14 protein-coding genes are annotated in these 14,878 nt (G+C 62.6%); 11 read left to right on the forward strand and 3 right to left on the reverse strand.

Going from position 1 to position 14,878, the window contains the following annotated elements:
- Positions 1-2: 2 nt before the first annotated feature.
- The gene (locus tag ACQZ6F_RS32800) at positions 3-1,091 is read left to right on the forward strand and encodes an ABC transporter ATP-binding protein (RefSeq protein WP_449096120.1); all 1,089 of its coding nucleotides are present in this window, start codon (positions 3-5) and stop codon (positions 1,089-1,091) included.
- Positions 1,092-1,240: 149 nt separating this feature from the next.
- Entirely contained in the window at positions 1,241-3,244 is a 2,004-nt protein-coding gene (locus tag ACQZ6F_RS32805) for an aldo/keto reductase (RefSeq protein ID WP_449096121.1), read from the forward strand.
- Between the two features lie 123 nt (positions 3,245-3,367).
- Here ACQZ6F_RS32805 and ACQZ6F_RS32810 read toward each other — a convergent pair whose 3' ends face one another.
- Positions 3,368-3,901 carry a methylated-DNA--[protein]-cysteine S-methyltransferase gene (locus ACQZ6F_RS32810; RefSeq protein ID WP_449096122.1) on the reverse strand — a complete coding sequence of 178 codons (534 nt, stop codon included), beginning with the start codon at positions 3,899-3,901 and terminating at the stop codon, positions 3,368-3,370.
- 232 nt (positions 3,902-4,133) lie between these two features.
- Between ACQZ6F_RS32810 and ACQZ6F_RS32815 the strand changes: the two genes are divergently transcribed.
- Positions 4,134-4,469, forward strand: coding sequence for a DUF6665 family protein (locus ACQZ6F_RS32815; RefSeq protein ID WP_449096123.1), 336 nt, complete (start codon positions 4,134-4,136; stop codon positions 4,467-4,469).
- A 3-nt stretch (positions 4,470-4,472) separates the two neighbouring features.
- Here the strand turns inward: ACQZ6F_RS32815 and ACQZ6F_RS32820 are convergent, their stop codons facing one another.
- On the reverse strand, positions 4,473-5,672 hold the full coding sequence (locus ACQZ6F_RS32820; RefSeq protein WP_449096124.1) for an ROK family transcriptional regulator: 1,200 nt from the start codon (positions 5,670-5,672) through the stop codon (positions 4,473-4,475).
- Positions 5,673-5,901: 229 nt separating this feature from the next.
- On the opposite strand from ACQZ6F_RS32820, the gene ACQZ6F_RS32825 reads away from it, so the two are divergent.
- The 6 genes from ACQZ6F_RS32825 (at position 5,902) to ACQZ6F_RS32850 (ending at position 11,952) form a co-directional block, all read left to right on the forward strand.
- The gene (locus ACQZ6F_RS32825; protein WP_449096125.1) at positions 5,902-7,140 is read left to right on the forward strand and encodes an extracellular solute-binding protein; all 1,239 of its coding nucleotides are present in this window, start codon (positions 5,902-5,904) and stop codon (positions 7,138-7,140) included.
- A gap of 72 nt (positions 7,141-7,212) precedes the next feature.
- Positions 7,213-8,097: a carbohydrate ABC transporter permease gene (locus ACQZ6F_RS32830; RefSeq protein WP_449096126.1), complete on the forward strand. Its 885-nt coding sequence runs from the start codon at positions 7,213-7,215 to the stop codon at positions 8,095-8,097.
- Complete coding sequence (locus ACQZ6F_RS32835; RefSeq protein WP_449096127.1) at positions 8,097-8,942, forward strand: carbohydrate ABC transporter permease; 846 nt, start codon at positions 8,097-8,099, stop codon at positions 8,940-8,942. The genes ACQZ6F_RS32830 and ACQZ6F_RS32835 overlap by 1 nt, the downstream gene beginning before the upstream one ends.
- Entirely contained in the window at positions 8,939-9,961 is a 1,023-nt protein-coding gene (locus tag ACQZ6F_RS32840) for an SIS domain-containing protein (RefSeq protein WP_449096128.1), read from the forward strand. Before ACQZ6F_RS32835 ends, ACQZ6F_RS32840 begins: the two co-directional genes overlap by 4 nt.
- Positions 9,962-10,891: a PfkB family carbohydrate kinase gene (locus ACQZ6F_RS32845; protein ID WP_077472178.1), complete on the forward strand. Its 930-nt coding sequence runs from the start codon at positions 9,962-9,964 to the stop codon at positions 10,889-10,891.
- A complete protein-coding gene (locus ACQZ6F_RS32850) occupies positions 10,888-11,952 on the forward strand; it encodes an ABC transporter ATP-binding protein (RefSeq protein ID WP_449096129.1) in 1,065 nt (354 codons plus the stop codon). The genes ACQZ6F_RS32845 and ACQZ6F_RS32850 overlap by 4 nt, the downstream gene beginning before the upstream one ends.
- Positions 11,953-11,978: 26 nt before the next feature.
- Here the strand turns inward: ACQZ6F_RS32850 and ACQZ6F_RS32855 are convergent, their stop codons facing one another.
- Positions 11,979-12,614 (reverse strand): class I SAM-dependent methyltransferase, encoded by a 636-nt coding sequence (locus ACQZ6F_RS32855; RefSeq protein WP_449096130.1) that lies wholly within the window; start codon positions 12,612-12,614, stop codon positions 11,979-11,981.
- A 142-nt stretch (positions 12,615-12,756) separates the two neighbouring features.
- Here ACQZ6F_RS32855 and ACQZ6F_RS32860 point away from each other — a divergent pair, with 142 nt between their 5' ends.
- Both ACQZ6F_RS32860 and ACQZ6F_RS32865 read left to right on the forward strand, forming a co-directional pair.
- Complete coding sequence (locus tag ACQZ6F_RS32860) at positions 12,757-13,431, forward strand: response regulator transcription factor (RefSeq protein ID WP_267555630.1); 675 nt, start codon at positions 12,757-12,759, stop codon at positions 13,429-13,431.
- The gene (locus ACQZ6F_RS32865; RefSeq protein WP_449096131.1) at positions 13,428-14,831 is read left to right on the forward strand and encodes a sensor histidine kinase; all 1,404 of its coding nucleotides are present in this window, start codon (positions 13,428-13,430) and stop codon (positions 14,829-14,831) included. Before ACQZ6F_RS32860 ends, ACQZ6F_RS32865 begins: the two co-directional genes overlap by 4 nt.
- The last annotated feature ends 47 nt before the right edge of the window (positions 14,832-14,878 follow it).

The raw sequence follows: 14,878 nt of genomic DNA on the forward strand, positions 1-14,878 counted from the left end.
GTATGGCTGAACTGTCCCTTACCAATATCGTCAAACGCTACGGTTCACTGGAAATCATCCACGGCGCCAATCTCGATGTGAAGGATGGCGAGTTCGTCGTCTTCGTCGGACCGTCCGGATGCGGCAAGTCCACGCTGCTACGCATGATCGCCGGGCTGGAGGATATTTCCGGCGGCGAACTCAAGATCGGCGGCCGCGTCGTCAACGACATGGAGCCGGCCGATCGCGGCATCGCCATGGTCTTCCAGTCCTATGCCCTTTATCCACATCTGACCGTCGAGCAGAACCTCAATTTCGGCCTGCGCATGAACGGCAACCCGAAGGCTGATACCGACCGCCGCGTCAAGCAGGCCGCCGAGATCCTGCAGATCACCGAGCTGATGCAACGCCGTCCGAAGCAGCTTTCCGGCGGCCAGCGCCAGCGCGTCGCCATCGGCCGCGCCATCGTGCGCGAACCGCAGATCTTCCTGTTCGACGAGCCGCTGTCCAACCTCGATGCCGAGCTGCGCGTACAGATGCGCGTCGAAATCTCGCGTCTTCACAAGAAGCTCGGCACGACGATGATCTACGTCACCCACGACCAGACCGAGGCGATGACGCTTGCCGACAAGATCGTCGTGCTGCGCAGCGGCAATATCGAGCAGGTGGGAGCGCCTCTCGACCTCTACGACGATCCGGCCAATCAGTTCGTAGCCGGATTCGTCGGCTCGCCGAAGATGAATTTCATCCAAGCCGAGGTCACCGACAATCAGTCCGGCCGTGTCGCTATCGTTTTGAAAAACCAGCGCAATGTTCGCCTGACGCTGCCTACCACCTCCGCGAAAGTGGAGGCCGGCCAACAGGTGACGATCGGCGTTCGCCCCGAACACTTTCTCGACGCTGGGCGCGGCGACGCCGATTTGACCGTCGATGTCGATGTCGCCGAGCATCTCGGCAACACCAGCTACATCTACGCCAATATCGCCGGCGGCGAGCAGATCGTCATCGAACGCGAAGAGTCCCGCACTACCAGCAATCGGGACACGCTCACCGTCGCGCTTTCCGCGGCCAAGACATTCCTCTTCGACAGCGCTGGAAACCGATTGCGGTAGGCGCTGCCCTCACAGCAATTCCAGGAAAAGTGCGCCGCAGTTTTCCGTCCGGAATTGCTCAAAACAAAGGCTTGGAGCGCTTCAGCGATCGACGTGGCGCGCTCTGACCCCTCCCAAGACAGCATGCAGATTTACGAAAGGATCGTTCCATGAGTACAGATACACCCATCCGCTGGGGCATTATCGGCCCCGGCAGGATCGCCCAGACTTTTGCCGAGGGTGTCGCCCATTCCCGCAGCGGCAAGCTGGTCGCCATCGCCAGCCGCAATCCGGACAAGCCAGGTCTCGGCGACGGCTTCCCCGGCGCGCGCATCGTCAATGGCTATGAAGCGCTGCTCGCCGACAAGGACATCGACGCCGTCTATATTGCCACACCGCACACCGGCCATGCCGAATGGGCGATCAAGGCAATCCGCGCCGGCAAGCATGTGCTTGTCGAAAAGCCGATCGCTCTTTCCGCTTTCGATGCCGAAGCCATCTACTATGAGGCCAGGAAGGCCGGCGTCTTTGCCGGCGAGGCCTTCATGTACCGCGTGCATCCGCAGACCGCCAAGCTGATCGAACTGGTGAAGAGCGGAGCGATCGGTGAACTGCGCATCATCCGTTCGTCCTTCGGCTTCAACATGGGCACCGTCAAGCCGGAACACCGGCTGTTTGCCAACGAGACGGCCGGCGGCGGCATTCTCGATGTCGGCGGCTATCCGGTGTCGATGGCCCGCCTCATCGCCGGTGCTCGTGACGGTAAGCCGTTCCTCGATCCCGACAAGGTCTCGGGCGTCGGCCATCTCGGCCAGACGGGCGTCGACGAGTGGGCTTCGGCGGTGCTGAAGTTCCCGAATAATGTCATTACCGAAGTCTCCTGCTCGATCATGGCGAACCAGGACAACACGCTGCGCATCATCGGCTCGGAAGGGCGCCTCGAAGTCACGGATTTCTGGTTCGCTTCCGGCCACAAGGGCGGCGTCGGCAAGATCGAGCTCATCAAGGGCGGCGAGACCCAGACCATCGAAGTCAAGGAGGGGCGCTGGCTCTATTCCTTCGAAGTCGATGCGGCCGGCGATGCCATTCGTGCAGGCAAACAGGAATTTGCCTATCCCGGAATCGGCTGGGCGGATTCGATCGGCAATCTCCGGGTTCTCGATCAGTGGCGCGCCTCCATCGGTCTCGAATACGAGGTCGAGAAGGCAACCCACAGAACGAAGAACATTGCCGGCGCGACCGTTGCCAAGGGCAACAGCATTCCCAAGCGCAGCATTCCCGGCGTCGCCAAGCCGGCATCGCTCGTCATGCTCGGCTTCGAGTTCTTCCCGAACTTCGCCTCGGCATCCCTGACCCTCGACGCCTTCTATGAAGCCGGCGGCAACGCCTTCGACACCGCCTATGTCTATAGCGGCGGCAAGACGGAGAGCATCTTCGGCGATTGGCACACCAGCCGGAAGGTTCCGCGCGAAGAGATCGTGCTGATCGGCAAGGGCGTGCATTCGCCGCTGTGCTACCCCGATATGATCGGCAAGCAGCTCGACCAGTCGCTCAACCGGCTGAAGACCGACTATGTCGACATCTACTTCATGCATCGCGACAATACCGACATTCCGGTCGGCGAGTTCGTCGACGCCATGGATGCCGAGGTCAAGGCTGGCCGCATTCGCGGCATCTTCGGCGGCTCGAACTGGACGCGTGCCCGCTTCGACGAAGCAATTGCCTATGCCGAGAAGAACGGCAAGGCAGCTCCGGCGGCGCTTTCCAACAACTTCTCGCTCGCCGAAATGCTCGATCCGATCTGGGCTGGATGCATCGCGGCTTCCGACGATGAGTGGAAAGCTTGGCTCAATGCCAAGCAGCTTCCGAACTTCGCTTGGTCGAGCCAGGGCCGTGGATTCTTCACCGACCGTGCCGGCCGCGACAAGCGAGACGACGAGGAACTGGTTCGCGTCTGGTATTCCGATCGCAATTTCGGCCGCCGCGACAGGGCGATCGAGCTGGCGCAGAAACTCGGCCGCAACCCGATCCACATCGCGCTTGCCTATGTCATCGCCCAGCCGTTCCCGGTGATACCACTGATCGGCCCGCGCACGATCGCCGAGCTGGAAGACAGCCTCTCGGCCCTCGACATCAAGCTGACGCCAGAACAGGTGAAGTGGCTCGAAGGCTAAGACGATACGGCGGCTGGCGGCGCCATCGCCAGCCGCGCCCAAATGGGTAAAATCGAAACAGCTCATCTGGCTTCCCGGATGGGCTGTTTGCATTAGAGCTGCCGGCAATCCCGCGGCATTCGCTCAAGCAGCGAAATCGAAGGCTTTCGTCTCGGTCCCTTCGAGCTGCAACAGGTAGACCTTGCGCTCGAGACCGCCGGCAAACCCTCGAAGATCTCCGGCCGAGCCGATCACCCGATGGCAAGGGGCGATGATCGAGATCGGGTTGCGGCCGTTGGCAGCACCCACCGCCCGGATCGCTTTAGCGGCCCCGATCTCCGCTGCGATCTGGCTGTAGGTACGCGTCTCGCCGAAGGGAATGGCCAGCAATGCCTGCCAGACCTTCCGCTGAAACTCCGTTCCCGAGAAGTCGAGCGGGAGATCGAATAATTTTCGTTCGCCGGCGAAATATTCCCGGAGCTGCCGTTCCGTCTCCAGCAGGACGGGATGGTTTTCATCCTCTGCAACGATCAGCAGAGGCACGCGATTGGGCCGATCATTGTCCCATAGGATCGCTGCAAGCCCGTCATCGCCGCCGACAAGCTTCAGCTCTCCGACGGGCGAAGCGATAATCCGGCAGACATAATGCTTGCCGGCGTTTCGTGAAGCTTTGGTCATGCGGATATCCTTTCACCGAATCACGCCACAGGGGCGCGGCTATCTCTTTGCGGTCTTGCCATAGGACCTCAAATGCCGAGCGCGAGCCACCCGAAAAGCGCCCTGGCGACAGGAAATTCAATGGCCCACATTCCGTGTCCTGACGATCAAAATGCCGAAGTCGCGATCTGGAAATGACGCTGGAATTGTGCAGAATCGGCTGAGGACAGATCATCAGCATGCGGAGCTTGAGATGACAGTTCGCCTGCCCGGCAGTTTAAATCCAGCCAATATGGCGATGACCGGCCTTGGAATTCTCGAATATGAACTGATGTCGGAGCGTGCCAGCACGCTCGGCCAAAACGGCCTGAAGGTTGAGGCGGCGCTTGCCGCCCTGCAAGAGGCCGAAGCCAAGGGCAAAGAGGGCGTCGAACACGAGCGGCTGGTCGATACCGCCGCACAAGCGGTCTGGGCGATGTTCATTCATCGCGAGATCTGCGGCCTGCGCAACGGCCGCGACATCATCCAGCGCTACGGCATTCCGAACAAGGTGCTCGCTCGCCTCGGCGCAAGCCCGCGCCATCCCTAAGCGTCAGGATTTCAGGATCGCCGAGAAACGCGGATCGAAGGCATGGCCGATCGGCTCGACGGCCGCGCCGCGTGCAACAGCCCAGGGATCGGTCATGCCCAGCTGCAGGCGCGGCAAAAGCCGGCCCTTGTGATCGGCGTTGGATGGAAGCAACGGCTGCATGGCATCGATCAACCGGGTTGCAAGCGCTGCCGGCGCGCCGCCACACAGGATCACGGTCTGCGGATCGAAGACGGTTTCGATGAGATGCACGCTCCAGCGCAGGTCGATGGCCGCCTTTTCGATCCAGGCCAGAATCTCCGGATCGGCCGCGGCGGCGCGCTTGTCTATCAGCGAATAAATATCAGGCGTCATAGGATCGACGCCCAGATGCTCGTAAAGCGAAGCCAGGGAGGCGTTATGCTCCACGGTTCGCCGGCCGCTGACCGATAGTAGCGCCATGCCGATTTCGCCGGCATTGCCACGGGCGCCGCTATAGAGTTCGCCGCCGAGGATAAGTCCGGCACCGATACCATAACCGACATAGAGGCAGACGGCATGATCAAGCCCATGCGCGGCCCCGACCATACGCTCGGCGGTGGCGCAGGCGGCGGCGTCGTTTTGCAGGGTGACGTTGAGGCCGGTGCCGGCAGACAGTGTTTCGAGTAGCGGGAAACGCTGCCAGGGGCCCATCATCCAGGGATTTTCGGCCTCATCCTGCTCGGTGCCGAAGGGACCCGGCATGGCGACGCCGAGCCCGACGAGGCGCTTCTCCGCTTGCGCGACACGCTGCTTCAGCTCGGTGCGGACATCTTCTATGAGCTGCAGCACGACGGGGGTGCCGGTGGCCGGCCCGCCGGCCGGTAAATTCGCCTCTTTGCGGATCAGCACATTGCCGACGAGATCCACGGCGATGGCGCGGGTAATGTGACGGTCGATCTGCAGGCCGATCGCGAAGGCGCCTTCCGGCACCAGGCCATAGGGCGTCGAGGGTTGGCCCCTGCCACGCCGCACCGTTTCCCGCGACGTCACAAGTCCGTCGTTTTCCAGCTCCTCCATGATGTTGGAGACCGTCTGCTTCGTCAGGCGGGTGGCGCGCGCCAGATCGGCGCGGGAAAGCGCACCGTTCAGTCGCAGGGCATCGATGATCACCCGCCGGTTATGGGCGCTGGTGCCTTCGTGGTTCGTTCCGCTCGTGGCCCTGATCGGGCGAATATCGTTCATCTGTTTTTGCCTCTTGACACCAATAGAATATTGAAGAACAAATTAGTCAAGACAATTGACTTAAAAGAAACCACAGAGTTTCATCAGGGAACGCAGGGAGCTCAAGGGCTCCGAAGACATGCCGATCCATGTTCGGCAGCCGCCCGGCCAATTGCCTGCCCGACAACCGAAGGCGACGCTTCAGCCGCCATCGGGAACATCGCGTGACTGTCAAAAACTGGAGGATGGAATGTTGAAATCATTGAACAAGACATTGCTCGGCGCAGCGCTGATCGGCGTATCTTTCGCCTCGCATGCCTTTGCCGAAACGACGATCAATGCCCTCTTCATGGCGCAGGCTGCCTATAGCGAAGCCGACGTGCGCGCCATGACGGACGCCTTCTCCAAGGCCAATCCGGACGTGAAGGTCAATCTCGAATTCGTGCCTTACGAAGGCCTGCACGACAAGACCGTGCTGGCGCAGGGCTCCGGCGGCGGCTACGACGTCGTGCTCTTCGACGTGATCTGGCCGGCCGAATACGCGACCAACAAGGTTCTGGTCGACGTTTCCTCGCGCATATCGGACGATACGAAGAAGGGCGTGTTGCCAGGCGCCTGGACGACGGTCCAGTACGACAACAAATATTATGGCATGCCCTGGATCCTCGATACCAAGTATCTGTTCTACAACAAGGAAATCCTGGAAAAGGCCGGCATCAAGACGCCGCCGAAGACCTGGGACGAGCTGAGCGAACAGGCCAAGATCATCAAGGACAAGGGCCTTCTGGCCACGCCGATCGCCTGGAGCTGGTCGCAGGCGGAAGCCGCGATCTGCGACTACACCACGCTCGTCAGCGCCTATAAGGGCGACTTCCTGAAGGACGGCAAGCCGGACTTCCAGAACGGCGGCGGCCTTGATGCCCTGAAGTACATGGTCGCCAGCTACAAGTCCGGCCTCACCAATCCGAACTCCAAGGAATTCCTCGAAGAGGATGTCCGCAAGGTGTTCGAAAACGGCGATGCCGCCTTCGCGCTGAACTGGACCTACATGTACAATATGGCAAACGACCCGAAGGACAGCAAGGTTGCCGGCAAGGTCGGCGTCGTGCCGGCGCCGGGCGTTGCTGGCAAGAGCGAAGCCTCGGCCGTCAACGGCTCGATGGGCCTCGGCATCACCACGGCCAGCAAGCATCCGGATGAGGCCTGGAAGTACATCACTTTCATGACCTCGCAGGCAACGCAGAACCAGTATGCCAAGCTCAGCCTGCCGATCTGGGCATCGTCCTATAGCGACCCGGCCGTCACCAAGGGCCAGGAAGAACTGATCGCGGCCGCGAAAGTCGGTCTTGCCGCCATGTATCCGCGTCCGAACACGCCCAAGTATCAGGAACTGTCGACGGCACTTCAGCAGGCGATCCAGGAATCGCTGCTCGGCCAGTCTTCTCCGGAAGACGCGCTGAAGTCTGCTGCCCAAAACAGCGGTCTCTGATAGTCTTACCGGGCGGCGCATTGCGTCGCCCGCCTCTCCATCCTCCATGAAGAATGAAAGAAGGGGCCCGTCATGTCCGGCACCTCCATGACAACTCGCGCCTGGTTTTTGATGTTGCCGCTGCTGGTGGTGATGGTCGCCGTCATCGGCTGGCCGCTCATCGATACCGTCGGCCTTTCTTTCACCGATGCAAAGCTCGTCGGCACTGGCGGTAATTTCGTCGGCATCGACAATTACGCGAAGATGCTGGCGAACTCCAATTTCCAGCGCACCCTCATCACCACGGCCTGGTTCGCGATCATCTCCGTCGCCGCCGAAATGGTGCTCGGCGTGCTCGCCGCGCTGCTGCTGAACCAGGACTTCAAAGGGCGCGGCGTGCTGCGCGCGCTGATGATCCTGCCCTGGGCATTGCCAACAGTCGTCAACGCCACGCTCTGGCGGCTGATCTACAATCCGGAATATGGCGCGCTCAATGCCGCGCTGACCCAGCTCGGTCTGCTTGACGCCTATCGCTCCTGGCTTGGCGAACCGGGCACGGCGCTGACCGCGCTCATCGTTGCCGACTGCTGGAAGAATTTTCCGCTGGTGGCGCTGATCGCACTCGCCGCCCTGCAGGCCGTACCGCGCGATATCGTTGCCGCCTCGCTGGTCGATGGCGCCTGTCCCTTGAAGCGCTTCCGTTTCGTCATCCTTCCCTATCTTGTCGGACCGCTGATGGTGGCGCTGGTGCTGCGCACCATCGAGGCCTTCAAGGTCTTCGACATCATCTGGGTGATGACCCGCGGCGGCCCGGCAAACAGCACGCGCACTCTATCGATCCTCGTCTATCAGGAGGCCTTCTCCTTCCAGCGGGCGGGATCAGGCGCGTCGCTTGCCCTCATCGTCACGCTTTTGGTCACGGTGCTGGCCGCTGCCTATGCCGCCCTTGTCCGCAAAACCGCAGGGAGTGCCACCTGATGGAACGCAAGAGCTCGCTCTTTACCTGCTTCATCTATGTCTGCGCCATCCTGCTCGCCGTCGTCATCCTGGCGCCGATTGCCTGGCTGTTCATCATGAGCATTTCGCCGGCTGCTGATCTTGCTGCCAAGCCGCTGCGCTGGTGGCCACAGACGGTCGATTTCTCGCGCTACAAGTTGCTGCTGTCGACGCTGGAAAACAGTGAGGGTGCAGCCTTCACCTCGTCGCTGCGCAACAGCATCGAAGTCGCCGGCATGGCGACCATCGCTGCGATCGCGCTCGCCATCCCGGCCGGCTGGGCCGTCTCGCGCACGCCGTCTGTCGGGTGGTCGCTCTCCATGGTGATCGCCACCTACATGCTGCCGCCGGTGGCGCTGGCCGTCCCGCTCTATATGGGCCTTGCCTATCTTGGCCTGCTCAACAACGTCTTCGGACTGGCGCTCGTCTATCTGACAATCCTCGCGCCGTTCACCACCTGGCTGATGAAATCCGGCTTCGATTCCATTCCGAAGGAGATCGAGGCCGCCGCAATGATCGACGGCGCGGGGCTGTTCCAGACGCTGAGGATCATCACGCTGCCGCTTGCCATGCCCGTGGTGGCGACCTCGGCGCTCTTCGCCTTCCTGCTTGCCTGGGATGAATTCTTCTATGCGCTGCTGTTCACCTCGGACCAGCGCGCCAAGACCCTCACCGTCGCTATTGCGGATCTCGCCGGCGGCCGTGTCTCGGATTACGGACTGATCGCGACTGCCGGCGTGTTGGCCGCCCTGCCCCCGGTGCTGATCGGCCTTGTCATGCAACGTGCCCTCATTTCAGGGCTGACCAATGGCGGCGTCAAGGGATGAACATGACCAAAGAGAAAACCCGCCCCGAAGGCCTTGCCGCCATCGATCGCGAAATGGGCCGTCAACATGCAGACGCGCTCGCTTCCTTCGAAGCATCACCCGATATGGCCGCCAGGGCCGCCGCCTCGCTGAAGCGCACCGGACGGCTGCTGCTGCTCGGCATGGGCGGCTCCCACGCCGTCAACCGCGCCGTCGAGCCGCTCTATCGCGCCGCCGGTATCGATGCGGTTGCGCTGCCGCTCTCCGAACAGCTCGGCCAGCCGCTGCGGCTTGAGGGACGCACGATCTTCGTGACATCGCAATCCGGCGAAAGCGCCGAGGTCGTGCGCTGGTTCAACGAGACCAGCGGCACGGTCGAGACTTTCGGCCTGACGCTCGAGGGCAGCTCTTTTCTTGCGAGAACCGCGCCTTCTCTCGTCGGCGCCGGCGGCACCGAGCTTGCCTTTGCCGCAACACGCAGCCTCACCGTCAGCTTCGCGCTGCACTTGGCGATCTTCGCCGCACTCGGGCAGGATCCGGCACGCGCTTTGGCGGTGTTGCAGGCTCCTGAGACGCCCGCCATCGAGCCGGCCCTTGAAGCCCTCGCCAATGTCGGCACCGTCGTCACCTCGGGCCGCCGCCTGCAGGGCGTTGCCGAAGCCCTGGCGCTTGGCCTCACCGAACTCTCCCGCCGTCCCTGCTTCTCGCTCGAAGGCGGCCAGCTGCGGCATGGGCCGATGGAAATGCTCGGCCCCTCGATCGGCGTGGTGCTTTTCCGCGGCAATGATGCGACAGCCAGCCTGGTGACCGCCATGGCCGCTTCCGCCGCCGAAACAGGCGCGCCGGTGGTGATCTTCGATGGCTCCCAGGAAGAGGCAGTACCGGGCTGCGTGACGCTGCGCTTCAAGCCGGAAACCGGTCTTGCCGCCGTCTTTCAGATGCTGCCTGTGGCGCAGCTGCTGATGATCGCCTTTGCCGACGAGCGGGTGGAAGATGCCGGCACGCCGGTGCGCACCACCAAGATCACCCGGAGCGAGTGAATGAAGCCGCTTGCAGTCATCGGCAACGTCAATATCGACCTGATCCTCGGGCCGGCCGCACCTTGGCCGAAGGCCGGCACCGAGATCATCGTCGATCATGACGAGCTGCGCGTCGGCGGCCAGGCGGGCAATAGTGCCCTTGCTTGGGAAGGCCTCGGCGTCGATTACGAAATTTCCGCCAATGTCGGCAACGACCAGTTCGGCCGCTGGCTGAGCGAAGCCTTCGGCGCACGCAGCAGCAAATGGCCCGTTCGGCCGGAGGGCACGACGCTTTCGGTCGGCATTACCCATCCCGATGGTGAGCGTACCTTCTTCACCACCCGCGGCCACCTGCCACGCTTCAATCTCGATGACGTGTTTGCGGTGCTCGACGGCCAACGGCTCAGCGGCGGCTATATGCTGCTGTGCGGCGCCTTCCTCACCGAAGATCTCACCCGGGATTACGACGCCCTTTTCGACTGGGCAGACAAGCACCGGATCACCGTTGCGCTCGACACGGGCTGGCCGCTCGACGGCTGGACGGAGAAAAACTGCGATGCAACGCGCAACTGGCTCTCCCGCTGTGGCGTCGCGCTGATGAACGAAGTCGAGACGACGACGCTTGCCGGCATGGACGATCCAGTCGAGGCTGCGATCGCTCTTCGATCGCACATGCCTGAGGGCGCCATCTTCGTCGTCAAGCGCGGCCCGGACGGGGCGATTGCCATCGACGCCGACGGCACGTCGGTTTCGGCCGCGGCGCCACGCGTCACGGTCGTCGATACGATCGGCGCCGGCGATGTCTTCAATGCGGGCTTCCTCGCCGCCCTTGCCCGCGGCGAGCCGCTTGCGGCCTGCCTTTCGGCAGGAACCGAAGTTGCCTCCCGCGCCATTTCCACTCTGCCGCGCAGCTACGGCCCGGCCAAAGCATCCGAGGAGGCCGTTCGATGAGCGCGCTCGAAATCCAGAATATCCGCAAAAGCTATGGCGAGCTGGAGACGCTGAAAGGCATCGACATTTCGCTTGAGAGCGGCGAGTTCCTGGTGCTGCTCGGCTCGTCAGGCTGCGGCAAGTCCACGCTTCTGAACATCATCGCCGGGCTTGCCGAGGCAACCAGCGGGCATATCCGCATCGGCGATCGCTCCGTGCTCGGCGTCCATCCGAAAGACCGCGACATCGCCATGGTGTTCCAGTCCTACGCGCTCTATCCGAACCTCTCGGTCCACCGTAACATCGGCTTCGGCCTGGAGATGCGCAAGGTGCCTGCGGCCGAGCGCGACAAGGCAGTGCGCGAGGCGGCAAAGCTCCTGCAGATCGAGGCGTTGCTGGAGCGCAAGCCGAGCCAGCTTTCCGGCGGCCAGCGCCAGCGCGTTGCGATCGGCCGGGCGCTGGTGCGCAAGCCGGAGGTCTTCCTGTTCGACGAGCCGCTATCGAACCTCGACGCCAAGCTGCGCATGGAGATGCGCACCGAACTGAAGCGCCTGCACCAGATGCTGAAGACCACGGTCGTCTACGTGACACACGACCAGATCGAGGCGATGACGCTCGCGACCCGCATCGCCGTGATGCGAGACGGCAGGATCGAACAGCTTGGCACGCCGGACGAGATCTACAATCATCCGGCAACGCTCTACGTGGCGACCTTCGTCGGCGCACCGCCGATGAACCTTCTGAATGCCACCGCCGATCAGGGTTCGCTCCGCATCGACGGAACCTCGATTACCCTGCCGATGCCGCCGACGAAGGCGGAGATCAAACAGGGGCAGGAGCTGGTGGTCGGCATCAGGCCGGAAACGTTGCGGCTTGACGAACAAGGCAAGCTCGAAGCCATTTGCGAAGTGGCGGAATTGACGGGACCTGAGCTGATCGTGACGGCGCAAGCCGGTTCGCAGCGGCTGATGGCCTGCCTGCCGCCGCGAACCGCAATTGCCGAAGGACAGACGCTGAAACTCGGTTTCGACGCAAACGCGCTGCATCTCTTCGACCGCGCCACCGGCCTTCGCTGCGAATAGGTTTCGCAGGCTTCCGGATCGCCCGGTCAATCGCCAAAGGCGTCGAGATACCGGGGCGCGCCGCCTGCCATCCGACGATCGAGTCTCTCGTTCGGCCAGATCGGCGAGCGCGTGATCCGATAGACCGAAGCCGGCGGCAGGTTGAAGAGGGTTCCTCCCACCCTTTCCGTCTGCAGCCCGAGGAAATTCAGAACGTCGTCCGACACGGGGCAGCGTGGGCCATAGGTGAACTGGTAGAATGCACCCGCCGGCCCGAGGCAGCGAAATGCGCCTTGCATGATCTTCACCACCTGGCGCGTCGGCATCGAGAGCAGCCCGAGACCGCTCAACACGGCTCCAGCACTGCCCTCGCGCAATGCAGCTGATGTCGCGATATCGGCGGCACTCATCTGCAACACGCATGCGGCCGGAAAGCGGCGTTTCAACAGGACTGCAAAATCCGGATTGAGCTCGACCAGTGTCAGGTTGTGCTCCGCCACGCCGCAGTCGCGCAGGGCCTTGGTGAAGACTCCGGTGCCCGGTCCAAGCTCGATAACTGGCCCAGTCGCCACCGAAATGTCGCGTGTCATGATTTTGGCCAGTGCCCGGCTCGACGGTGCGACGGCTGCGGTGCGAAGAGGAGCTGCCGCCCAATGGCGCAGGAAGAAGAAGCTGTCTCTCATGATATCGGTTCGTCCCTTGTCGGTTGATTGCCTTCCCCAGGGATCTCGATGGTTCGTCTGACGCCTGCATTGCTTCGAAACGTCATGTTGTCGCAATGTCGCCTCGGCAAAAATTACAAGACGAATGGCGAAAGGACGAGTGATGCGGCTCCTTGTGGTCGAGGACGAGCCGGAAATGGCTCTGGCTCTGCAATCGGCGCTACGGCGCTACGATATGATTGCCGATCACGCAGACGACATGAGCATGGCCATGGAGATGATCTTGGCAGGCTCTTACGATGCCATCATCCTCGACCGCGGACTTCCGGACGGCGACGGCCTTTCCCTCATTCCCAAGATCAGGCAGCACAAATCGAACATTCCGGTGATCGTGCTCACCGCCCGCGGCCGGCTTGCCGAGCGCGTCGCCGGCCTCGATGGTGGCGCCGATGACTATCTGGCGAAGCCTTTCGCCTTCGAGGAGCTTCTGGCGCGGCTGCGCGCCGTGCTGCGGCGGCCCGACCATATCAGCCCGATGGCCGTCAGGCTCGGCCGCGTCGTCCTCGACCTGGACCACCGCGAAGCCAGGGTGGAGGGCATGCGCTTCGATCTACCAAGGCGCGAACTCCTCGTCCTGGAAGCGCTGATGCGGCGCGCCGGCCGGATGGTGCCGCGCGAAATCCTGATGGAATCGGTTTTTGGTATGAGCGACGAGGTCCAGTCCAATACGCTCGACAGTCATATCTCGAGGCTGCGCCGCAAGCTTGCCGAGGCGGATGCCGGCGTCACCATCAATGGCGTGCGCGGGGTCGGCTACATGCTGATGGAGCAGGCATGAAGGAGGCGACTGGCCGCTCGCTGACATGGCAGTTGATCCGGCGGCTGCTAGTTCTCCAGAGCCTGATCCTTTTCTTCGTTCTCGGAGCCTTGTTCCTGAAGGGCGATCTCTTCGCCTTCCGCTCGACCGATCGAACCATCGAAGCCCTTCAGCATGCCATTCAGCGCGACGCAGCCGGTGCGTTGCAGCTGCGTGATACGGCGGAGCTGACAGCGCTCAGGGGAGCCGAGCCTGGCCTCTGGTTCATCATCCGCGATGCACGCGGGATGCACATCTCCGAAGGCCCGATCCCGGCGATCTTTACCCGCATCAGTGAAGCGCTGCCCGGCATCGGCCAGGCCCGCTTCGGATCGACGGTCGACGCCGCCGCCATGGATCGACCCGAGGCGCGCATGCGGACTGTCTATACGCCGGCAGGCGAGATGCAGATCCTGACGGGAACCGAAAGCAAGGCTCCGCCGGCCATCGTCGCGCTCGGGCTTCTGCTTGTCTTTCTCAAGGTTGGCATGCCGATCATGATCGTCATCGTCTTCGGCATCCTGCTCGCCACCCCTCTCGTCGTGCACGGCGCGGTGGCTGGCATCGCGAAGGCGGAAAAACAGGCCGCACTGATCGATATCGGCCAACGCGGCGTACGGCTGGAAACCGCGGGCACGCCGCCCGAGATTGCCTCGCTGATCAGCGCCGTCAACGAAGCCCTTCGCCGGCTGGATGACGGCTATGAGCGGCATCAGCGCTTCCTGGCGGATGCCGCGCATGAGCTCAGGACTCCGATCGCCATACTCGGCACCCGCATCGCCGCGCTGCCGCCGACTCCGGAACGCGTACAGCTGATCGCCGACGTGGCGCGGCTGACGACGCTGACCGAGCAGTTGCTCGATATCGAGCGCCTTCAGCGTGATATGGCCGAGTTCAAGCCCATCTCGCTGTTGGCCCTCGGCAAGCGGGTGGTGAGCGATATGGCGCCGCTTGCCTTTCCCGCCGGTTACCAACTGGATCTCATCCATGAAGGGCCGGACGACCCCATTCATGGTGACGAGGCAGCGCTGGAGCGTGCGCTCGCCAGCCTCATCCAGAACGCCATCGATCACGGCGGCGGCAAGGGAACGATCAGCATTCGCATCGCACCCGGACTGATTGACGTCTGCGATGACGGCCCAGGCGTGCCGCCCGCCGAGCGCGATCGGATCTTCGAGCCTTTCTACAGGCTGAAACCGCGCTCCAGCGGGACGGGCCTCGGCCTTCATCTGGTGAGACAGATCGTGGAATTGCACGGCGGCAATGTCACGGCCGATACCAGCCCCACGGGCGGCGCACGACTGACCATCGATCTGACATCGGATCGCCGGCGGATATTGCCGGCGAAACAGGCCGGCACCGCATATCCCCAGCCTCGATGAAGCAATTGTTGGTTGCCGCATAAATTTCGCTTCCCGTAATGTTGCTG

Source organism: Rhizobium sp. A22-96, assembly GCF_053521805.1.

Bases quoted from the DNA above. Each gene is read 5' to 3' on its own strand.
- ACQZ6F_RS32855 (WP_449096130.1), bottom strand. From the start codon at position 12,614: ATGAGAGACAGCTTCTTCTTCCTGCGCCATTGGGCGGCAGCTCCTCTT.
- ACQZ6F_RS32840 (WP_449096128.1), top strand. From the start codon at position 8,939: ATGAACATGACCAAAGAGAAAACCCGCCCCGAAGGCCTTGCCGCCATC.
- ACQZ6F_RS32815 (WP_449096123.1), top strand. From the start codon at position 4,134: ATGACAGTTCGCCTGCCCGGCAGTTTAAATCCAGCCAATATGGCGATG.
- ACQZ6F_RS32820 (WP_449096124.1), bottom strand. From the start codon at position 5,672: ATGAACGATATTCGCCCGATCAGGGCCACGAGCGGAACGAACCACGAA.
- ACQZ6F_RS32860 (WP_267555630.1), top strand. From the start codon at position 12,757: ATGCGGCTCCTTGTGGTCGAGGACGAGCCGGAAATGGCTCTGGCTCTG.
- ACQZ6F_RS32850 (WP_449096129.1), top strand. From the start codon at position 10,888: ATGAGCGCGCTCGAAATCCAGAATATCCGCAAAAGCTATGGCGAGCTG.
- ACQZ6F_RS32830 (WP_449096126.1), top strand. From the start codon at position 7,213: ATGTCCGGCACCTCCATGACAACTCGCGCCTGGTTTTTGATGTTGCCG.
- ACQZ6F_RS32805 (WP_449096121.1), top strand. From the start codon at position 1,241: ATGAGTACAGATACACCCATCCGCTGGGGCATTATCGGCCCCGGCAGG.
- ACQZ6F_RS32845 (WP_077472178.1), top strand. From the start codon at position 9,962: ATGAAGCCGCTTGCAGTCATCGGCAACGTCAATATCGACCTGATCCTC.
- ACQZ6F_RS32825 (WP_449096125.1), top strand. From the start codon at position 5,902: ATGTTGAAATCATTGAACAAGACATTGCTCGGCGCAGCGCTGATCGGC.
- ACQZ6F_RS32800 (WP_449096120.1), top strand. From the start codon at position 3: ATGGCTGAACTGTCCCTTACCAATATCGTCAAACGCTACGGTTCACTG.
- ACQZ6F_RS32835 (WP_449096127.1), top strand. From the start codon at position 8,097: ATGGAACGCAAGAGCTCGCTCTTTACCTGCTTCATCTATGTCTGCGCC.
- ACQZ6F_RS32865 (WP_449096131.1), top strand. From the start codon at position 13,428: ATGAAGGAGGCGACTGGCCGCTCGCTGACATGGCAGTTGATCCGGCGG.
- ACQZ6F_RS32810 (WP_449096122.1), bottom strand. From the start codon at position 3,901: ATGACCAAAGCTTCACGAAACGCCGGCAAGCATTATGTCTGCCGGATT.